17 protein-coding genes are annotated in these 18,565 nt (G+C 72.7%); 9 read left to right on the top strand and 8 right to left on the bottom strand.

What is annotated here, in order from left to right; genetic code table 11:
* Positions 1–74 precede the first annotated feature (74 nt).
* Positions 75–635, top strand: a complete 561-nt coding sequence (locus K3554_RS05630) for a hypothetical protein (RefSeq protein ID WP_259944782.1) — start codon at positions 75–77, stop codon at positions 633–635.
* 13 nt (positions 636–648) lie between these two features.
* Here the strand turns inward: K3554_RS05630 and K3554_RS05625 are convergent, their stop codons facing one another.
* Positions 649–2,199, bottom strand: coding sequence for an MORN repeat-containing protein (locus tag K3554_RS05625; RefSeq protein WP_259944780.1), 1,551 nt, complete (start codon positions 2,197–2,199; stop codon positions 649–651).
* Positions 2,200–3,265: 1,066 nt separating this feature from the next.
* Here K3554_RS05625 and K3554_RS05620 point away from each other — a divergent pair.
* From K3554_RS05620 to K3554_RS05595, 6 genes are all read left to right on the top strand, one after another.
* Complete coding sequence (locus K3554_RS05620) at positions 3,266–4,348, top strand: NAD(P)/FAD-dependent oxidoreductase (RefSeq protein WP_259944778.1); 1,083 nt, start codon at positions 3,266–3,268, stop codon at positions 4,346–4,348.
* Positions 4,349–4,474: 126 nt separating this feature from the next.
* Positions 4,475–6,139 (top strand): NAD+ synthase, encoded by a 1,665-nt coding sequence (locus tag K3554_RS05615; protein WP_259944776.1) that lies wholly within the window; start codon positions 4,475–4,477, stop codon positions 6,137–6,139.
* Positions 6,140–6,439: 300 nt separating this feature from the next.
* Positions 6,440–6,853: a VOC family protein gene (locus K3554_RS05610; RefSeq protein ID WP_259944775.1), complete on the top strand. Its 414-nt coding sequence runs from the start codon at positions 6,440–6,442 to the stop codon at positions 6,851–6,853.
* Positions 6,850–7,788: a glyoxylate/hydroxypyruvate reductase A gene (locus K3554_RS05605; protein ID WP_259944773.1), complete on the top strand. Its 939-nt coding sequence runs from the start codon at positions 6,850–6,852 to the stop codon at positions 7,786–7,788. Before K3554_RS05610 ends, K3554_RS05605 begins: the two co-directional genes overlap by 4 nt.
* A 10-nt stretch (positions 7,789–7,798) precedes the next feature.
* Positions 7,799–8,899 carry a pyridoxal phosphate-dependent aminotransferase gene (locus tag K3554_RS05600; protein WP_259944771.1) on the top strand — a complete coding sequence of 367 codons (1,101 nt, stop codon included), beginning with the start codon at positions 7,799–7,801 and terminating at the stop codon, positions 8,897–8,899.
* A gap of 49 nt (positions 8,900–8,948) precedes the next feature.
* Positions 8,949–9,140: a hypothetical protein gene (locus tag K3554_RS05595; RefSeq protein WP_259944769.1), complete on the top strand. Its 192-nt coding sequence runs from the start codon at positions 8,949–8,951 to the stop codon at positions 9,138–9,140.
* On the opposite strand, the gene K3554_RS05590 is transcribed toward K3554_RS05595, so the two are convergent.
* Positions 9,137–10,333: an alanine--glyoxylate aminotransferase family protein gene (locus K3554_RS05590; protein ID WP_259944768.1), complete on the bottom strand. Its 1,197-nt coding sequence runs from the start codon at positions 10,331–10,333 to the stop codon at positions 9,137–9,139. The two genes, K3554_RS05595 and K3554_RS05590, sit on opposite strands and share 4 nt — an antisense overlap.
* 111 nt (positions 10,334–10,444) lie before the next feature.
* Here K3554_RS05590 and K3554_RS05585 point away from each other — a divergent pair, with 111 nt between their 5' ends.
* Both K3554_RS05585 and K3554_RS05580 read left to right on the top strand, forming a co-directional pair.
* Positions 10,445–11,176, top strand: coding sequence for a folate-binding protein YgfZ (locus K3554_RS05585; RefSeq protein ID WP_259944766.1), 732 nt, complete (start codon positions 10,445–10,447; stop codon positions 11,174–11,176).
* A gap of 123 nt (positions 11,177–11,299) precedes the next feature.
* Positions 11,300–13,123, top strand: a complete 1,824-nt coding sequence (locus tag K3554_RS05580) for a M3 family oligoendopeptidase (protein WP_259944765.1) — start codon at positions 11,300–11,302, stop codon at positions 13,121–13,123.
* 47 nt (positions 13,124–13,170) lie between these two features.
* Here the strand turns inward: K3554_RS05580 and K3554_RS05575 are convergent, their stop codons facing one another.
* The 6 genes from K3554_RS05575 to K3554_RS05550 all read right to left on the bottom strand — a co-directional run bounded on the left by K3554_RS05575 (position 13,171) and on the right by K3554_RS05550 (position 18,481).
* Positions 13,171–13,518 carry an H-type lectin domain-containing protein gene (locus K3554_RS05575; RefSeq protein WP_259944763.1) on the bottom strand — a complete coding sequence of 116 codons (348 nt, stop codon included), beginning with the start codon at positions 13,516–13,518 and terminating at the stop codon, positions 13,171–13,173.
* Between the two features lie 116 nt (positions 13,519–13,634).
* On the bottom strand, positions 13,635–14,051 hold the full coding sequence (locus K3554_RS05570; protein ID WP_409197336.1) for a F0F1 ATP synthase subunit epsilon: 417 nt from the start codon (positions 14,049–14,051) through the stop codon (positions 13,635–13,637).
* A gap of 2 nt (positions 14,052–14,053) precedes the next feature.
* Positions 14,054–15,472, bottom strand: a complete 1,419-nt coding sequence (gene atpD, locus K3554_RS05565; RefSeq protein WP_259944762.1) for a F0F1 ATP synthase subunit beta — start codon at positions 15,470–15,472, stop codon at positions 14,054–14,056.
* Between the two features lie 18 nt (positions 15,473–15,490).
* On the bottom strand, positions 15,491–16,360 hold the full coding sequence (locus tag K3554_RS05560; protein WP_259944759.1) for a F0F1 ATP synthase subunit gamma: 870 nt from the start codon (positions 16,358–16,360) through the stop codon (positions 15,491–15,493).
* A 20-nt stretch (positions 16,361–16,380) separates the two neighbouring features.
* Positions 16,381–17,919 (bottom strand): F0F1 ATP synthase subunit alpha, encoded by a 1,539-nt coding sequence (gene atpA, locus K3554_RS05555; RefSeq protein ID WP_259944757.1) that lies wholly within the window; start codon positions 17,917–17,919, stop codon positions 16,381–16,383.
* Between the two features lies 1 nt (position 17,920).
* Complete coding sequence (locus K3554_RS05550) at positions 17,921–18,481, bottom strand: F0F1 ATP synthase subunit delta (RefSeq protein WP_311200376.1); 561 nt, start codon at positions 18,479–18,481, stop codon at positions 17,921–17,923.
* Positions 18,482–18,565: the final 84 nt, after the last annotated feature.

Raw genomic sequence — 18,565 nt, 5'->3', positions numbered from 1 at the left:
ACCCCCGCCGCGCCCCAATTCCGCCGCGACCGCCCGTGACACCGGACGCAACGCATCGACCGGGGTTCACAGCCATGCAGATCGACCAGACCATCGTACGACAGGCGGCCCGCCTCGCGCCCCGCCTCCTCGCCCGCCACCTGCGCGCCGGGCCCGCCGAGGCCCCCGCCGCCCCGAAGGCCGCCGCGCGCGACGGCCTGCGCGGCTCGGGCTCCTGGGCCAACGAGTGGACCGGCGGCGACAGCGCCCCCGCGGTGCGCGCACGCCCCCTGATGACCGAGCGCGAGGTGCGCCTGCACAACTGGATCGCCGACCGCCTCGAGGTCGAGACCCCCACCGCCACGCTCCACGCCGGCGTGGCCCTGGCCGCGTTCCTCCACAGCGACGCCCCCGGCGCGCTCGACGGGCTGGTGGCCGACATGGTGATCGTGGACGAGGCCGGGCGCCCGGTCGCGGCGCTGCTGCGCGAGCGCCGCGCCGACCCCGCGACCCGCGGCCGCATCACGGCGGCCCTCGCCGCGGCGGGCGTGGCCCACGTGGACCTGCCCGACCGCCTCAGCCTCTCGCGCCTCTGGGCCGAGATCGCCGACACCCTCGACCACCTCGCGGACGCGGACGCGGTCGCCGCGGCCTGAGGGGCGCGGGCGCCTAGTCGCCCGCGGGCTCCACCGGCACGACCCGGACCTCCGGGTCCCCGTCCTCCGCCGCGTCGGCCGGCCCTTCGGCCGCATCGGCCTCCTCTGCCCCATCGCCAACCGTGGCCTCGCCCCCGGCGTCCCCGCCCCCGGCACCGCCGCCCGCCGCATCCCCGTCGACCGGCCCCAGCGACTCCAGCGCGCCGCCGTCCCACTGGCCGGCCTCGACCTGCCCCGTGGCATAGCGCATCGTGCCCGAGCCCTGACGGCTGCCGCGCTCGAAGCTGCCCTCGTAGCGATCGCCGTTGGCGTAGGTCGCCACGCCCTCGCCGTGGATCTCGCCGCCGAGCCATCCGCCCTCGTAGCGGAAGCCGTCGGCCATCTCGATCCGGCCCTGCCCCTCGCGCTCGCCCTCCACGAACGTGCCCTCGTAGACGGTGCCGTCGGCATAGGTCGCCTTGCCCTGCCCGTGGCGCTTGCCGTCCTGCCACTCGCCCTCGTAGCGGTAGCCGTCGGCCGAGGTCATCACCCCGAACCCGTGGTTCTGCGCGTCCTTGAACCCGCCCTCGTAGACCAGCCCGTCGGGATACTCGGCGCGGCCCTCGCCCTCGATCACGCCAGCCGCCCACTGGCCCTCGTAGGTGGCGCCGTTCTCGTAGGTGATCTTGCCGGTGCCGTCCGCGAGGTCGTCCTTGAAGGTCCCCGCATAGACCGAGCCGTCGGGATAGCGCACCTCGCCCTCGCCCTCGAGCCGGCCCTCCACCCAGTCGCCCTCGTAGCGGTAGCCGTTGGTGCCCTCGAACACGCCCCGGCCGTGGCGCTGATCATTTTGGAACATGCCCTCGTAGCGGTCGCCGTTGGCGTAGCGCACGGTGCCCTGCCCCTCGCGGCGCCCGTCCACCAGCGCGCCCTCGTAGACGTCGCCCGAGGGCTGCGTCAGCACGCCGGTGCCGGTGATCGCGCCCTCCAGCCAGTCGCCCTCGTAGCGCACCCCGTCGGGGGTCACGAGCGTGCCGGTGCCGTGGCGCTGGTCGGCCATCATGCCGCCCTCGTAGGTGGAGCCGTCGGCATAGGTGATGCGCCCCTCGCCCTCCTTGCGGTTCTCCGCCCAGCCGCCCTCGTAGCGGTAGCCCGAAGGCGCCTCGAGCACGCCCGTGCCGTGGTGCTTGGCGTCGACGAAGCTGCCGGTGTAGCGGCGCCCGTCGGCGTAGTCAGCCACGCCCTCGCCCTCGATCCGCCCGTCGGTCCACTCGCCCTGGTAGGTGGAGCCGTCGGGAAAGGTGATCGTGCCCTGCCCGTGGGGCTTGCCGGAGGCGAACTCGCCCTCGTAGACCGAGCCGTCCGGGAAACGCGCGCGGCCGATGCCGCGGATCTCGCCCTCGACCCACTCGCCGGTGTACTCGTAGCCCGACGGCAGGCGGTAGGTGCCGGTGCCGTGCTGCACCCCGTCGCGGAACGTGCCCTCGTAGACGCCGCCGCCCTCGTACTGCTTGGTCGCGACCTCCTGCGCCCCGGCCGCCGTGGCGGCCAGCAGCGCGCCGGTCAAGGCGATCCTGCCGATCATGCGTGCGCTCTCCCTCGTAGTGCCCCGTGGCCCGCGCAGGGGCCGTCGCCCCGCACGCTAGGCGAGCGGCCCCGCTCCCGCAACTGCGCCCGACGGTCACGGCCCCCGCGGGCCGCCGCCTGCGCAGGCGGGGGGGCCGATGCGCCGGCGCCGCGCCACGCATCTTCGACCCGGGGCACGGACCCGTGCGTGGCCCCCTTCCATACGCCCGCGCCCGGGGGCCGCAGCCCCCTGCCGCCATCTGCGCATGGACGCGCGGGCCGGTGCACGACCGCCCCGCGCAACCGGCCCCCGAGGGCAACGGCCCACCCCCGCTCCCGCGCGTGGGAGCGCACCAGCCTGCGCCCCCCTCTTGCTCGATCACCGAAGGGGTGCGCCCCGTTGCCGCCTAACACATGCGTCCCGATGCTCGGGCCGGGGCCGCGCTGCACCGCCGCACGCCTGCGTCCGAGGATCGCTTGGGCCGCCACCGAGGCGCACACGCGTCCTGCGAGCGCGTCGGTTCCGGTCCGACCAGCCACGCCCCTCCCCCGAGGATCACGCCACCCGCTCCGGCGCGTCCCCGGACATGGACGCAGAGGCGGGCGCGCCGACTCCCTCCGCGTTCGCCCCAAGGGGCAACGGTTCGACACCGCATCCGCACGCGCCGACGCATCGGTCGCGGCGCCCACCCCTCTCCACACCCGATCATCGCATGGTCACGCCCCACCGATGCCGCCGCCCTCGCAGGGGCGATTCCTCGCCCGGCCCCGTGCGGCGCCGAACCGCCCCGCCCTCGGGCCCGCGAACCGAACGGCCGGTGCCGCGGCCCCCGACGCGCCGGCGCGCGGGCCGGTGCGACGCCTCCCCACCCGCTTGCGGTCACGGGGTCCGACTCGCCGCGATTCCACGCACGTCCGACCCAATGCCCGGGTCGGCGAGCCGCCGCTGCCCCACGCGCGTGCACCCGAGCGCCACCCCCTCCCCCCCGCGCATCCGCGCACGGGCCGGTGCGCCGGCTGGGGGTCGCGTTCGCCCGCGCTCCTCGCCTACCTTGGGGGGAACGCACACCAACGAGAGGCATCCCATGACCGCCCGCATCGCGATCGTCGGCGGAGGCTACGTCGGCGCGACGCTCGCCCGCGCGCTGGACCCCCACGCCGCCGTCACCCTGGTCGAGCCGCGCACCCACTTCATCCACGCCCCCGCGACCATCCGCGCGGTCGTGGAGCCCGAGCTGCTCGACCGCGCGCTCATCCCCCTCGACCGCCTGCTCGCGCGCGGCGAGGTCGTCCGCGCCCGCGCCGCCGCGGTGGACGCGGGGGGCGTGACGCTCGCGGACGGGGGCCGCGTCGCCGCGGACTGGATCGTGGTCGCCACCGGGTCCGCCAACGGCGCGCCGTTCAAGCCCGAGGGCGACGACCTCGCGGCGTTCCGCGCCGCCAGCCGCCGCGCCCACGAGCAGCTCCGCGCCGCCGAGACGGTGGCCATCGTCGGCGCCGGCGCCGTGGGCGTGGAGCTGGCCGGCGAGATCGCCTACGCCATGCCCGGCAAGCGCGTCACCCTCGTCTCGGGCACGCCGCGCCTCTTTCCGGACCAGCCCGAGGCCCTCGGCGACGCGCTGGCCGCCAAGCTGCGGGCGATGGGCGTCACGCTGATCCTCGGCGCCCGCGCCGAAGGACTGCAGAGCACCACCGAGCCCCACCCCGGCACCCTGCGCCTGCCCGACGGCACGGAGCACCGCTTCGACCTCGTGTTCCCCGCCCTTGGCTCGCGCCCCGACACCGCGCTCCTCGCTGGCCTGCCCGGCGCGCGCCTGGCGGCGGCGGGCCGCGTCGCGGTCGATCCCTGGCTGCGCCCCTCGACGCTGGAGAACGTGTTCGCCGCCGGCGATGCGGTCGACGCCGGCGACGGCATGACCATCGTTACCACCAGCCGGCAGGTTCCGTGGCTCCGCCGCACCCTCCGGGCCGTGGCGAAGGGCCGCCGGGTCGAGGCCCTCGCGCCGTTCCGGCCCTGGGGCCCGAAGGCGCCGATCCTCGTGCCCCTCGGGCCGCAGCGCGGAAACTCCTTCCTCGGCCTCTTCACCGCCGGCGACTTCGTGACCCGCAAGATGAAGGGCGCGGACCTCTTCGTGCCCAAGTACCGCAAGCTTCTTAACCAGGCGTGAACGGCACGCGCGCCCTCCGGGAGGGCGCCTCCGCGTCTGCACGGGGGGTGTACGGGGGGTGCACGGGGGGCGCCCCCCGGATTCGGGCCGCTTCCCCCGCCCCGCCCCCCGCGCTAGGTGCGGGCCATGACCCGCCGCTTCCGCCTCTCGCTCGCCCAGATCAACCCCGCCCTGGGCGACCTGGACGCCAACCACCGACGCATCGTGCAGGCTTGGAAAAAGGGCCGCGACGAGGGCGTCGACATGGTCGCCTGCCCCGAGATGGCGCTGTCCGGCTATCAGCCGCTCGACCTCGCCCGCAAGCCCGCCTTCGTCGCCGACTGCACCCGCCACCTCGATGAAATCGTTCGGGAATGTGCCGACGGCCCCGCCCTCGGCGTCGGCCTCCCGGTCTGGCCGCCGGGCTGCGAGAAGCCGTTCAACGCCTGGGTGGTGATGCAGGGCAGCCGCGTCGTCGCCGAGCTGCTCAAGCACCACCTGCCCAACTACAAGGTGTTCGACGAGAAGCGCTATTTCGACAGCGGCCCCGTGTCCGGCCCGTATGCGGTGAACGGCGTGCGCATCGGCTCGCCCATCTGCGAGGACGCCTGGTATGACGACGTCGCCGAGACCCACGCTGAGACCGGCGCCGAGATCCTCGTGGTCCCCAACGGCTCGCCCTACTTCGGCGGCAAGCAGGACGTGCGCTACAGCGTGATGGTCGCGCGCACCGTCGAGACCGGCCTGCCGCTGGCCTACCTGAACCTCGTGGGCGGTCAGGACGATCAGGTCTTCGACGGCGCCAGCTTCGTGCTGAACCCCCACGGCGCCCTCGCCCTCCACATGCCCTCGTTCCAGGAGGCGCAGGAGACCGTCACCTTCGAGGAGGGCGAGGACGGCTGGCGCGCCCTCGACGGACCGCTCGCCCCCCAGCCCGAGGGCATCGGCGCCGACTACCAGGCCATGGTGCTGGCGACCCGCGACTACTTTCGCAAGACGGGCTTCCGCGAGGCGATCCTCGGGCTCTCGGGCGGGGTCGACAGCGCCATCGTCGCGGCCATCGCCGCCGACGCGCTGGGGCCGGACAACGTGCATTGCGTGATGCTGCCCTCGCGCTACACCAGCCAAGCTTCGCTCGACGATGCCGCGGACGCCGCCCGGCGGCTGGGCGCGCGCCTCGACACCGTGGGCATCGGCGGCCCCGTGGACGCGGTCACCGAGGCGCTGGCCCCGCTCTTCGAGGGCACCTCCCCCGACCTCGCCGAGGAGAACGTGCAGAGCCGCCTGCGCGGCCTCCTCCTCATGGCGCTGTCCAACAAGTTCGGGGCGATGCTCCTGACCACCGGCAACAAGTCCGAGGTCGCCGTGGGGTACTCCACGATCTACGGCGACATGTCGGGCGGCTACAATCCGGTGAAGGACCTCTACAAGACGCGTCTCTTCGAGGCCTGCCGCTGGCGCAATGCGAACCACGTCGGCTGGTTCCTCGGCCCCGAGGGCGAGGTGATCCCGCCCGCGATCATCGACAAGCCGCCCACCGCCGAGCTGCGCGAGGACCAGCTCGACGAGGACTCGCTGCCGCCCTACCCGGTGCTCGACGACATCCTCCAGCGCCTGATCGACCGCGAGCAGTCCGTGGCCGAGGTGGTCTCTGCCGGGCACGAGCGGGAGACCGTGAAGCACGTCGAGCGGCTGATCTACCAGTCCGAGTACAAGCGCTTCCAGTCCGCCCCCGGCGCGCGCCTGACGCAGCGGGCGTTCTGGCTCGACCGGCGCTATCCCATCGCGATGCGCTGGCGCGATCCGTCGTGAAGGAGCGAGGGGCCAGCCCCTCGCGCTCCCCGAGGTATTTTCGGAAGCAAAGAAGGGCGCGTTAGGGTGTCCTTAACCGCGCCGTGTCATCAACCTCGTCGCGGAACAGGCTGAGGAGCCGATGGCCGCAAGCGAAGACGCCCCGCCGCGGGCCCGAGGCGCGCGGTAGGGTGCGCCTCTTTGCTTTCCCAAATACCTCCCCCGGAGGGCCGGCCCGCCACGGGCCGCTCCGCCCGCCCGCCCGCCGCGCAACGGCGCAAACCAATTGCGGCCCCGCCCCCCGCGCGGCATCACCGCCCCATGAGCATCTTCCATCTCGCCTTCAACGTCCGCGACCTCGATGGCGCCCGCCGCTTCTACGGCGACCTCCTCGGCTGCCGCGAGGGCCGGTCCACCGACACCTGGGTCGACTTCGACTTCTTCGGCCACCAGATCAGCCTCCACCTCGGCGAGCCCTTCGCCCACGCCCCAACCGGCAAGGTGGGCGATCACATGGTGCCCATGCCCCACTTCGGCGTGCTGCTGACGATCGACGCGTGGCGCGTGCTGGCCGACCGGCTGGAGGCCGCCGGCACCGAGTTCGTGATCGCCCCCACGCGCCGGTTCGAGGGCGAGCCGGGCGAGCAGGCGACGATGTTCCTGCTCGACCCCTTCGGCAATCCGCTGGAGTTCAAGGGCATGCGCGACCCCGCCGGCTCGGCCTTCGCCACATGACGCGGGTCCTCTTCGCCGCGAAGCCCAATCGCTGGGAGGAGTATCGCGAGGTGCTTCCGGCTGCGTTGCGCGAGGCCGGGGTGGACGCCGAGATCGTGCAACTCGGCGAGGCCGACCCCGCCACGGTGGACTGGATCGTCTATGCTCCGAACTCCGCGCTGCAGGACTTCGGCCCCTACACGGCGCTCAAGGGCGTGCTGAACCTCTGGGCCGGGGTCGAGGACGTCGAGGGCAACCGCACGCTCCGCGCGCCCCTCGCGCGCATGGTCGACGCCGGCCTGACGCAAGGCATGGTGGAGTGGGTGGTGGGCCACGTGCTGCGCCACCACCTCGGGATGGACGCGCACGTCGCGAACCCCGAGCACCGCTGGCACGACGCCGCCCCGCCGCTGGCCGCGGACCGGCCCGTGGCGATGCTGGGCATGGGCGCGCTCGGGTCCGCCTGCGCGAGCGCGCTGGCGCAGCTCGGCTTCCCGGTCACGGGCTGGTCGCGCTCGCCCAAGCGGGTCGAGGGCGTGCGCTCGGTCACGGGCGAGGACGGGCTGCGCGAGGCGCTGGGCGGGGCGGAGATCGCCGTGCTGCTGGTGCCGCACACCCGCTCCACCGAGGATCTCATGGACGCCCGCCGTCTCGCCTGGATGCGCCCCGGCGCCGTGCTCCTGAACCCCGGCCGCGGCGCGCTGGTGGTGGAGGACGCGCTGCTGGAGGCCCTGGATCGCGGCCACCTCGCCCACGCCACGCTCGACACCCACCGGGTCGAGCCGCTGCCCGAAGGCCACCCGTTCTGGAGCCACCCGAAGGTGACGGTCACGCCCCACGTCGCCTCGGCCACGCGCCCCGCCACGGCCGCCCGCGTGATCGCCGAGAACGTCCGCCGGGGCGAGGCGGGCGAGCCGCTCCTCCATCTCGTGGACCGCAGCGAGGCGCTGGCCTAAGGCTTCTCCCATGCACCGCCTCACCCCCCTCGCCGAGAGCCTGCCCGCCACCGTCCCCTTCGTCGGTCCCGAGACGCAGGAGCGCAGCCGGGGCCGCCCCTTCGCCGCCCGCCTCGGCGCCAACGAGAGCGGCTTCGGCCCCTCGCCCCGTGCCGTGGAGGCGATGGCGCGGGCGGCGCGCGATGCCTGGATGTACGGCGACCCCGAGGTCCACGACCTGCGCCACGCCCTCGCCGCCCACCACGGGGTGCCGGTGGAGAGCATCGTCGCCGGCGAGGGGATCGACGGGCTGCAGGCCTACCTCGTTCGCTTGCTGGTCGCGCCCGGCGACGCGGTGGTGACCTCGCTCGGCGCCTACCCGACCTTCGCCTTCCACGTGGCGGGGAACGGCGGCTCGCTCCACGCGGTGCCCTACCGGGACGACCGCGAGGACCTGCACGCCCTCGCCGCGAAGGCCCGCGAGACCGGCGCGAAGCTCGTCTACCTCGCCAACCCCGACAACCCGATGGGCTCGTGGCACGGGGCGGACGCGGTGACGCGCTTCCTGGGTGACCTCCCCGAGGGCACCGTGCTCTGCCTCGACGAGGCCTATGCCGACCTTGCGCCGGCGGAGGCGATCCCCCCGCTCGACCCCACCGACGGCCGCGTGATCCGGATGCGGACCTTCTCCAAGGCGCACGGGCTGGCGGGATTGCGGGTGGGCTACGCGGTGGCGCACCCCGCGCTCGCGGGCGCCTTCGACCGTATCCGCAACCACTTCGGGCTGGGCCGCGTGGCGCAGGCCGGGGCGCTGGCCGCGCTGGAGGACGGGGCTTGGCTCGACCACGTGCGGGCCGAGGTGGCACGCTCGCGCGAGCGGATCGCCGGGATCGCCCGCGCCAATGGGCTCCAGCCGCTCCCCTCGGCCGCCAACTTCGTGGCCGTGGACTGCGGCCGGGACGGGGCCTTCGCGCGCCGCGTGCTCGACGCCCTCGGCGCGCGCGGCGTGTTCGTGCGGATGCCGGGCGTCGCCCCGCTCGACCGCTGCATCCGCGTGTCCTGCGGCCCCGAGCCGGACATGGCGCGGCTCGGCGAAGCCCTGCCGGAGGCCCTGCGCGACGCCCGCGCCTGACTTGCCACGGCGCCGCCGCTGCCTACCCTTCGCCGGAAGGAGGCCCCCGATGCGCACACGTCCCCAGCCCGATCCGGTGCCCGACTACACCAACGCCTTCCTCGCCATGAGCTGGCTGATCCTCGTGATGGCGCTCTGGGTGATCTGGGGCGTGTGGGGCTACGTCGCCGCGCTCGCCACGTGCGCGCTGGTGCAGGGCGGGATCGCGCGGCTGGCGCGGGTGCGGGTGGACCGCGACTAGGCCTTCGAGAGCACCCGGCTCGCCGCCTCCAGCGCGCCCGCGCCGTGGGGCACCGCCAGCGCCTTGAGACCTGCGTCGATGGCGGCGAGCGTCCCCATCATCGCATGGCCCGAGACGTGGCCCATGTGGCCCACCCGGAAGAAGCCGTCCCACGCGGGCGTCCCCGGATCGGCCATGCCGATCCCGATCCCCAGGGTGACGCCGAAGCGCATCTCGCACCACTCCCGCAGCGCGGTGCCCCGCTTCGGCAGGCGCACCGCCGTCACCGCGTGGGAGCGGTGCGCCGGGTCGCGCACGTTCAGCTCTAGCCCGCCCGGCGCCTCCCACGCCTCGAACGCGGCCCACAGGGCCTGCGCGAGCAGCGCGTGGCGCGCCCAGACGGCCTCCACTCCCTCCTCGCGCACGATCATGTCGAGGGCCTCGCGCAGGCCGTAGAGATGGTGCGTCGGGCCGGTGCCGTTGAAGTAGCGGAAGTAGACAGCCGGGTTCGTGCGCGGCCGCCAGTCCCAGTAGGAGGTGGCGAGGTCGGAGCGGTCGCGGGCGCGGTCGGCCTTGGCGGAGTAGAACACGAAGCACACGCCCGGCGGCGTCATCAGCCCCTTCTGCGAGCCGGTGATCGCCACGTCCACGCCCCAGGCGTCCATCTCGAATACGTCGCAGCCCATGGAGGCGATGCAGTCCGCGTGGAGCAGCGCGGGGTGGCCCGCCGCGTCGATCTCGCGGCGGATCGCCAGCAGGTTCGAGCGCACCGAGGACGAGGTGTCCACGTGGACGCACAGCACCGAACGGATCTCGTGGTTCGTGTCGGCGCGCAGCCGCTCGCCGATGGCGGCGGGGTCCATCGGGTCGCGGTTGCCGAAGTCGAGGAACTCCACCCGCAGCCCCAAACCTTCCGCCACCGCCGCCCAGCCGTCCGCGAAGCTGCCCGTGCGCGGCACCAGCACCAGATCGCCCCGGGCGTGGGTGTTGGCCAGCCCCGCCTCCCAGGCGGCGTGGCCGTTGCCGATGTAGATCGTCGCGTTCCCTTCGGTCCGCGCCACCCGCTTCAGGTCGGGGATCAGCGAATGCGTCAGGTCCACGATCGGCCCGGTGTAGATGTTGGGCGCCGGCCGGTGCATCGCGCGCAGCACGCGCTCGGGCATGATCGAGGGGCCGGGAATGGCGAGGGTGTGGGGACCGTGGGCGATGCTCATGGGCGGATCGCTACGCGCGGGCACGGGGCGGGTCAACGCGGGGCGCCGGGAAGCGCCGTTGCGCGGAGGCGCGGCCTTTCGCCCCGGCGCCCCGCGCCCTATCTCGGGCCCATGGAACGCACCCTCCTCCGCATCGACGGCCCCGACGCCGACCGCTTCCTCGCCGGCCTCCTGACCCGCGACGTGCCCGCCGAGGGGCTGGGCTACGCCGCCCTCCTCAATCCGCAGGGCAAGTACCTCGCCGACTTCCTCGCCTTCCGCGAGGACGGGGCGACCTGGCTCGACGCCCCCGCCGCGCTGGCCGAAGGCTTGGCGCAGCGGCTCGGCATGTACCGCCTGCGGTCGAAGGTGGGGATCGAGGCGACCGACCGGCCCGTGCGCGCGGGCCTGGGCGAGCCGCCCGAGGGCGCGCTGCCCGACCCGCGCCCCGGCATGGGCTGGCGCGCCTACGATGCCGGCTCCGCCGAGGCCGTGGACTGGGACGCGGTGCGAGTCGAGCACCTCGTGCCCGAGGGCGGCGCGGAGCTGATCCCGAACGAGAGCTACATCCTGGAGATGGGCTTCGAGCGCCTCGGCGGCGTGGACTTCCGCAAGGGCTGCTACGTGGGCCAGGAGGTGACGGCGCGCATGAAGCACAAGACCGAGCTGCGGAAGGGCCTCGCGCGGGTGCGGCTGGAGGAGGGCACGGCCGCGCCGGGCGCGGAAATCACGGTGGACGGCAAGCCGGCGGGCACGCTCCACACGGTGTCCGAGGGCCGGGCGCTCGCCTACCTGCGCTTCGACCGCGCCGAGGGCGCGATGCAGGCCGGCGACGCCGAGGTGAGGCTGGACGCGCGCGGCTGACGCCCCCCCGGCGAATCCTCTCCGAAGGATTCGCGCCCCCGCGGATCGTTCCCGAACGATCCGCCCGTCGGTTGCCGCGCCGCGCCCATGCCCCTAGCTAGGTTCGGACCCAAGGAGAGTTCGATGCCGACACGCACCTTCGACGCCGCCCGCGACGCCGGCGGAAAGAACCTCGGGGACCTGCCCGAGTGGGACCTGAGCGACCTCTACGCCGCCCCCGACGCTCCCGAGCTCGCCGCCGACCTCGACTGGTACGAGACCGAGGCGCGCACCTATGCCGCCGACTACGAGGGCAAGCTGGCCGACCTCGACACCGACGCCATGCTGCGCGCGATCCGGCGCCACGAGCGGCTCGACGCGGTGGGCGGCCGGATCATGAGCTACGCGGGCCTGCGCTACTACCAGCAGACCGGCGACGCCGAGCGGGGCAAGTTCCTCAGCGACATGCAGGACCGCCTCACGGACGCCTCCGCCGCGCTCGTGTTCTTCAACCTCGAGTTCAACCGCCTCGACGACGCCGTCCTCGAGGCGCACTACGCCGCCAGCCCGGACCTCGCCCGCTACCGCCCCGCGCTGGACCGCCTGCGCGCCATGAAGCCGCACCAGCTGTCCGACGAGATGGAACGCTACTTCCACGACGCCTCCGTGGTGGGCGCGAGCGCGTGGAACAAGCTGTTCGACGAGACCACCGCCGCCCTGGAGTTCGAGGTGCGCGGCGAGACGCTGAACATCGAGGGCGTGGCCTCCAAGCTCTCCGAGCAGGACCGCAGCTTGCGCGAGGAGGCCGCCCGCGAGATGGCCCGGGTTCTGGGCGCCAACACCCGCATCTTCGCGCGCGTGCACAACACGCTGGCCAAGGAGAAGGAGATCGAGGACCGCTGGCGCAAGCTGCCCACGCCGCAGTCCGCGCGCCACCTCGCCAACCATGTGGAACCCGAGGTGGTCGAGGCCCTGCGCGACGCCGTGGTGGCCGCCTACCCGCGCCTGAGCCACCGCTACTACGCGCTCAAGGCCAAGTGGCTGGGGCTGGACCAGCTCGAGGTCTGGGACCGCAACGCGCCCCTGCCTCTGGAGGCCGACCGCACGATCCCGTGGGACGAGGCCCGGCGCACCGTGGAGGACGCCTATCGCGGCTTCGACCCGCGCATGGCCGAGATCGCGCGCCCCTTCTTCGAGGACGGCTGGATCGATGCGCCGGTGAAGCCTGGCAAGGCCCCCGGTGCCTTCGCGCATCCCACGGTGACGGACGCGCATCCCTACGTGATGCTGAACTACCTCGGAAAGCCCCGCGACGTGATGACCTTGGCCCACGAGCTGGGCCACGGCGTCCATCAGGTGCTGGCGGCCGAGCAGGGCGAGTGGCTGTCCTCGACGCCGCTCACGCTCGCCGAGACGGCCAGCGTGTTCGGCGAAATGCTGACCTTCCGCGCCCTCCTGGAGCAGGCGCCCGACCGCAACGCCCGCAAGGTGCTCCTGGCGGGCAAGGTCGAGGACATGATCAACACCGTGGTGCGGCAGATCGCGTTCTACGACTTCGAGTGCAAGCTCCACGCAGCGCGCCGCGAGGGCGAGCTGACGCCCGAGACCATCGGCGCGCTGTGGATGTCGGTGCAGGGCGAGAGCCTCGGGCCGGCGGTGCGCTTCATGGACGGCTTCGAGAGCTTCTGGGGCTACATCCCCCACTTCGTGCACTCGCCCTTCTACGTCTACGCCTACGCCTTCGGCGACAGCCTCGTGAACGCGCTCTACGCGGCCTACGAGGCCGAGCCGGAGGGCTTCCAGGAGAAGTACCTCGACATGCTGCGGGCCGGCGGCTCGAAGCACCACCGGGAGCTGCTGGCCCCGTTCGGGCTCGATGCGTCGGACCCGGCGTTCTGGGACAAGGGCCTGTCGATGATCGAGGGGTTCATCGACCAGCTCGAGGCGATGGAGCGCGAGTCGGAGTAGGACGGGGTCCGGGGGACCCCGGCCCCGCCGAGCGTTGCCCGAGGCCCCTACACGTCCCACTCGTCGTCGGCGCGCACCTCGCCGATGGCCATCCAGTCGGCGCGCACCCGGGCGATCCGGGTGTCGCCCCAGGTGCGGAACACCAGCTCGAAGCCGTGGACGTCGATCGCCCCCACCGAGAGGTCGGCGCGGTGGTTCGCGGCCTCGCCGATGTCGAACATCGACAGCGAGGCGTGCACCGCGGGCGGGGACTTGAACGGCTCGGGGAACGGCTCGCGCAGGCGCACCTCGCGGGGGCCGCGGCCGGTCCACATCGCGCCGCCGTCCTCGAAGTCCGAGAACAGCAGGCGGCTGCCCTGCGCGACGCCGATCAGGTGGTTCTGCAGCTTGCGCATCGGCGCCCTCCCTCTCGGGGGAATACCGGCATCGCACGGAAACGAAAGCGGAAAGGGCCCCGGCGCGTGCCGGGGCCCCTTGCGGCGTCGCGGGTCCGCCCCGCGGGGCGGCGGACCTAGAGGTTGGGCTGCTTCGGGTCGAGCCCGATGTGCCCGCCCATGGCCACCATGTCCTCGACCAGCTTCGTGGCCGAGTCGATCGTGTCCTGGGGCGCGTCCTTGGCTTGGCCGCGGGCGTCCGCGACCCAGTCGTCGTAGACCTCCTGGGTGACGTCCGAGGCGGGCAGCGCCCGCTCGGCCAGCACCGTGGTGGAGTCCGGCCCGATCTCGGCGAAGCCGCCGGTGACCGCGAAGCGCTCCTCGCCGCCGTCCTCGGTCTCGATCACGAGCACGCCGGGGCGGAGCGAGGTGACCACGGGAGTGTGCCCCTCCATGGCCGCGAGGTCGCCGTCCGCGCCCGGGATGCGCACGGCGCGCACGTCCTTGGACGCGAGGCGCCGCTCGGGCGAGACGAGTTCGAAGCGCATGGCCATGGTCAGGCCGCCTCGGCCGCGAGCTTCTCGGCCTTGGCCTTCACCTCGTCGATGCCGCCCACCATGTAGAACGCCGCCTCGGGCAGGTGGTCGTACTCGCCGGCGACCACGGCCTTGAACGAGGCGATGGTCTCCTCGAGCGGCACCTGCACGCCGTCGGAGCCGGTGAACACCTTCGCCACGTCGAAGGGCTGCGACAGGAAGCGCTGGATCTTGCGCGCGCGGGCCACGGTGAGGCGGTCCTCCTCGGACAGCTCGTCCATTCCGAGGATGGCGATGATGTCCTGCAGCGACTTGTAGCGCTGGAGGGTCACCTGCACGTCGCGCGCCACCTGGTAGTGCTCCTCGCCGACCACGGCCGGGTCGAGGATGCGGGAGGTGGAGTCGAGCGGGTCCACGGCCGGGTAGATGCCCAGCTCCGAGATCGCGCGGCTCAGCACCGTGGTGGCGTCGAGGTGGGCGAAGGTGGTGGCGGGCGCGGGGTCGGTCAGGTCGTCCGCGGGCACGTAGACGGCCTGGATCGAGGTGATCGAGCCGGTCTTGGTGGAGGTGATCCGCTCCTGCATGGCGCCCATGTCGGTGGCCAGCGTCGGCTGGTAGCCCACCGCCGAGGGGATGCGGCCCAGGAGCGCCGAGACCTCGGAGCCGGCCTGGGTGAAGCGGAAGATGTTGTCCACGAAGAACAGCACGTCCGTGCCGGACTGGTCGCGGAACTGCTCGGCGAGGGTGAGGCCGGTCAGGGCGACGCGGGCGCGGGCGCCCGGCGGCTCGTTCATCTGGCCGTAGACCAGGGCCACCTGGGACTCCGAGAGGTTGTCCGGCTTGATGACGTTGGACTCGATCATCTCGTGGTAGAGGTCGTTGCCCTCGCGGGTGCGCTCGCCCACGCCGGCGAACACGGAGTAGCCCGAGTGCACCTTCGCGATGTTGTTGATCAGCTCCATGATCAGCACGGTCTTGCCCACGCCGGCGCCGCCGAAGAGGCCGATCTTGCCGCCCTTGGAGTAGGGGGCGAGCAGGTCGATAACCTTGATGCCGGTGACCAGGATCGACGTCTCGGTGGCCTGCTCCGCGAAGGCGGGCGCGGGCTGGTGGATCGGGCGACGCTCCTGGACGTCGAGGGGGGCGCCCTCGTCCACGGGCTCGCCGATCACGTTGAGGATGCGGCCGAGCGTGGCGTTGCCCACGGGCACCGAGATCGGCGCGCCGGTGTCGCGCACCTCCTGCCCGCGCACGAGGCCCTCGGTCGCGTCCATGGCGATGGTGCGGACCGAGTTCTCGCCGAGGTGCTGCGAGACCTCGAGCACGAGGCGCTTGCCGTTGTTGTCGGTCTCGAGAGCGTTGAGGATCTCAGGCAGATCGCCGTCGAACTGGACGTCGACGACCGCGCCGATGACCTGGGTTACCTTGCCGTTTGCCATATCATGGTCTCCGTATCGTCAGAGCGCTTCCGCGCCCGAGATGATCTCGATGAGTTCGTTGGTGATGACCGCCTGCCGCGAGCGGTTGTACTCGATGGTCAGCTTGTCAATCATCTCGCCGGCGTTGCGGGTGGCGTTGTCCATGGCGGACATGCGCGCGCCCTGCTCGGACGCCCCGTTCTCCAGGAGCGCCGAGAAGATCGCCGTGGCCACGCCGCGGGGCAGCAGGTCGGCCAACACCGCCTCCTCGGAGGGCTCGTAGTCGTATAGCGCCGAGGCGTCCGCGTCCTCGGGCACCTCGAACGGGATCACCTGCTGCGCCGTGGGCACCTGGGAGATCACGCTCTCGAAGCGCGCGAAGAACAGCGTGGCGACGTCGAACTCGCCCGCGTCGAAGCGGCGCAGCACGTCGGCGGCGATGCGGCTGGCGTCCGCGTAGCCCACGCGCTTCACCTCCGAGAGGTCCACGTGGCCCACGAGGTGGTCGCCCCACTCGCGGCGGAGCGACTCGCGGCCCTTCTTGCCGACGGTGAGGATCTTCACCGTCTTGCCCTGCCCGCGCAGCTTGCCCGCGTGGGCCTTGGCGAGCTTGGCGATGTTGCCGTTGAAGCCCCCGCAGAGGCCCCGCTCGGCGGTCATCACCACGAGGAGGTGCGTCTTGTCGTCACCGGTGCCGCGCACGAGGCGCGGCGCCGAGTCCGAGCCCTGCACGCCGGCGGCCAAGGAGGCCAGCACGGCGTTCATGCGCTCGGCGTAGGGGCGGCCCGCCTCGGCGGCGTCCTGCGCCCGCCGCAGCTTGGCCGCGGCGACCATCTGCATGGCCTTGGTGATCTTGCGGGTCGACTTGACCGACTCGATCCGGTTCTTGAGGTCCTTCAGGGAAGGCATGGCTCTCTCCCGTCAGGCGATCAGGCGAAGGTCTTGGCGTACTCGTCGACCGCCGCCTTCAGCTTGGCTTCGGCGTCGCCCTTGATCTTGGGGTCCTCGTTGGTGATCCAGTCGAGCACGTCGCTCTTCTGGTTGCGCATGAACTTGAGCAGCCCGTCCTCCCAGCGGCCCACGTCCGAGACGGCGACCTTGTCGAGGTAGCCGTTCGTGCCCGCGAAGATCACGCAGACGATCTCGGCGTTGGTGAGCGGCGAGTACTGGGGCTGCTTCATCAGCTCCGTGAGGCGCGCGCCGCGGTTCAAGAGGCGCTGGGTCGAGGCGTCGAGGTCGGAGCCGAACTGCGCGAAGGCGGCCATCTCGCGGTACTGCGCGAGGCTGAGCTTCACGGGGCCGGCGACCGACTTCATGGCGTTGGTCTGGGCCGAGGAGCCCACGCGGCTGACCGAGAGGCCGGTGTTCACGGCCGGGCGGATGCCCTGGAAGAACAGGTCGGTCTCCAGGAAGATCTGGCCGTCGGTGATCGAGATCACGTTGGTCGGGATGAACGCCGACACGTCGCCGCCCTGCGTCTCGATGATCGGCAGCGCGGTCAGCGAGCCGGCGCCGTTGGCCTCGTTCAGCTTGGCCGAACGCTCCAGCAGGCGCGAATGGAGGTAGAACACGTCGCCGGGGTAGGCCTCGCGGCCGGGCGGGCGGCGCAGCAGCAGCGACATCTGGCGGTAGGCCACGGCCTGCTTGGACAGGTCGTCGTATACGATGAGGGCGTGCCGGCCGTTGTCGCGGAAATGCTCGGCCATGGCGGTGGCCGCGTAGGGGGCCAGGAACTGCATCGGCGCGGGGTCCGAGGCGGTGGCGGCGACCACGATCGAGTAGTCGATCGCGCCGGTCTCCTCGAGGCGCTTCACCAGCTGCGCCACGGTGGAGCGCTTCTGGCCGATGGCGACGTAGACGCAGTAGAGCTTCTTCGACTCGTCGTCGCCGGCGCGCTCGTTGTAGACCTTCTGGTTCAGGATCGCGTCGAGGGCCACGGCGGTCTTGCCGGTCTGGCGGTCGCCGATGATCAGCTCGCGCTGGCCGCGGCCGATCGGGATCATGGCGTCCACGGACTTGAGGCCGGTGGCCATCGGCTCGTGCACCGACTTGCGCGGGATGATGCCCGGCGCCTTGCTGTCGGCCACCCGGGTCTCGGTGGTGTTGATCGGGCCCTTGCCGTCGATCGGCTGGCCGAGGCCGTCGACCACGCGGCCGAGCAGCGCGTCGCCCGCGGGCACCGACACGATGGAGTTGGTGCGCTTGACGGTATCGCCCTCGGCGATGTCGCGGTCGGAGCCGAAGATCACGACGCCGACGTTGTCGGACTCGAGGTTCAGGGCCATGCCCTGGATGCCGCCCGGGAACTCGACCATCTCGCCGGCCTGGACGTTGTCGAGGCCGTAGATGCGGGCGATGCCGTCGCCGACGCTGAGCACGCGGCCCACCTCGGCCACCTCGGCCTCCTGGCCGAAGTTCTTGATCTGATCCTTCAGGATCGCGGAAATCTCGGCTGCCTGGATGGCCATTTCAGCGGACCTCTTTCATCGTGTTCTGGAGCGCGTCGAGCTTCGCGCGGATGGATGTGTCGATCATCTTGGAGCCCATGCGGACCACGAGGCCGCCGATCAGGCTCTCGTCGACGGTGACATCGAGCTTCACGTCGCGGCCCGTCGACGCCTTGAGCGCCGCGGCGAGCCGCTCGCGCTGGTCGTCCGACAGGGCCTGGGCGGCGTGCACCTTCGCGGTGACCTCGCCGCGCTGGTCCTCGAGGCGCAGCTTCAGCGCCTCCACCAGGGCGGGGGCCACGAACAGGCGGCGCTTCTGGGCCATGAGGCGCAGGGTGTTGGTCATGGTGTCGCCCAGCCCGAGCGCGCCGGCCACGGCGGCGACGGCGTTCGCCTGCTCGGCGCGGCCGATCACCGGCGAGCGTAGCACCTCGCGCAGGTCCGAGGAGCCGCGGATCGCCTCGTCGAGGGCGGCCACGTCGGCTTCGAGCTTGCCGAGATCGTCGGCGTCGCGGCTCAGGTCGAAGACGGCCTGCGCGTAGCGCGAGGCGATCCCCATCGAGACAGAGGCTGGTTCGGACACGTCCACCCTTTCAGCAGTCTTCCGCGCCTGCCGATTCCCCCCGGCGGGACGCTCAACAGATCCGGGCCGAGACCCGGATCACGA

This window comes from Jannaschia sp. W003 (genome assembly GCF_025144335.1).
In the GTDB taxonomy this organism is placed as follows: Bacteria; Pseudomonadota; Alphaproteobacteria; order Rhodobacterales; family Rhodobacteraceae; genus Jannaschia.
Note: the sequence above shows the minus strand (reverse complement) of the source record. Positions and strands in the feature narration are given on the sequence as shown.

Excerpts from the sequence above, each read along its gene's own strand:
- K3554_RS05575 (WP_259944763.1), bottom strand. The coding sequence starts at position 13,518 with ATGCGCAAGCTGCAGAACCACCTGATCGGCGTCGCGCAGGGCAGCCGC.
- K3554_RS05615 (WP_259944776.1), top strand. The coding sequence starts at position 4,475 with ATGACCCGCCGCTTCCGCCTCTCGCTCGCCCAGATCAACCCCGCCCTG.
- K3554_RS05560 (WP_259944759.1), bottom strand. The coding sequence starts at position 16,360 with ATGCCTTCCCTGAAGGACCTCAAGAACCGGATCGAGTCGGTCAAGTCG.
- K3554_RS05590 (WP_259944768.1), bottom strand. The coding sequence starts at position 10,333 with ATGAGCATCGCCCACGGTCCCCACACCCTCGCCATTCCCGGCCCCTCG.
- K3554_RS05570 (WP_409197336.1), bottom strand. The coding sequence starts at position 14,051 with ATGGCCATGCGCTTCGAACTCGTCTCGCCCGAGCGGCGCCTCGCGTCC.
- K3554_RS05605 (WP_259944773.1), top strand. The coding sequence starts at position 6,850 with ATGACGCGGGTCCTCTTCGCCGCGAAGCCCAATCGCTGGGAGGAGTAT.
- atpA (WP_259944757.1), bottom strand. The coding sequence starts at position 17,919 with ATGGCCATCCAGGCAGCCGAGATTTCCGCGATCCTGAAGGATCAGATC.
- K3554_RS05625 (WP_259944780.1), bottom strand. The coding sequence starts at position 2,199 with ATGATCGGCAGGATCGCCTTGACCGGCGCGCTGCTGGCCGCCACGGCG.
- atpD (WP_259944762.1), bottom strand. The coding sequence starts at position 15,472 with ATGGCAAACGGCAAGGTAACCCAGGTCATCGGCGCGGTCGTCGACGTC.
- K3554_RS05630 (WP_259944782.1), top strand. The coding sequence starts at position 75 with ATGCAGATCGACCAGACCATCGTACGACAGGCGGCCCGCCTCGCGCCC.
- K3554_RS05610 (WP_259944775.1), top strand. The coding sequence starts at position 6,440 with ATGAGCATCTTCCATCTCGCCTTCAACGTCCGCGACCTCGATGGCGCC.
- K3554_RS05595 (WP_259944769.1), top strand. The coding sequence starts at position 8,949 with ATGCGCACACGTCCCCAGCCCGATCCGGTGCCCGACTACACCAACGCC.
- K3554_RS05600 (WP_259944771.1), top strand. The coding sequence starts at position 7,799 with ATGCACCGCCTCACCCCCCTCGCCGAGAGCCTGCCCGCCACCGTCCCC.
- K3554_RS05580 (WP_259944765.1), top strand. The coding sequence starts at position 11,300 with ATGCCGACACGCACCTTCGACGCCGCCCGCGACGCCGGCGGAAAGAAC.
- K3554_RS05620 (WP_259944778.1), top strand. The coding sequence starts at position 3,266 with ATGACCGCCCGCATCGCGATCGTCGGCGGAGGCTACGTCGGCGCGACG.
- K3554_RS05585 (WP_259944766.1), top strand. The coding sequence starts at position 10,445 with ATGGAACGCACCCTCCTCCGCATCGACGGCCCCGACGCCGACCGCTTC.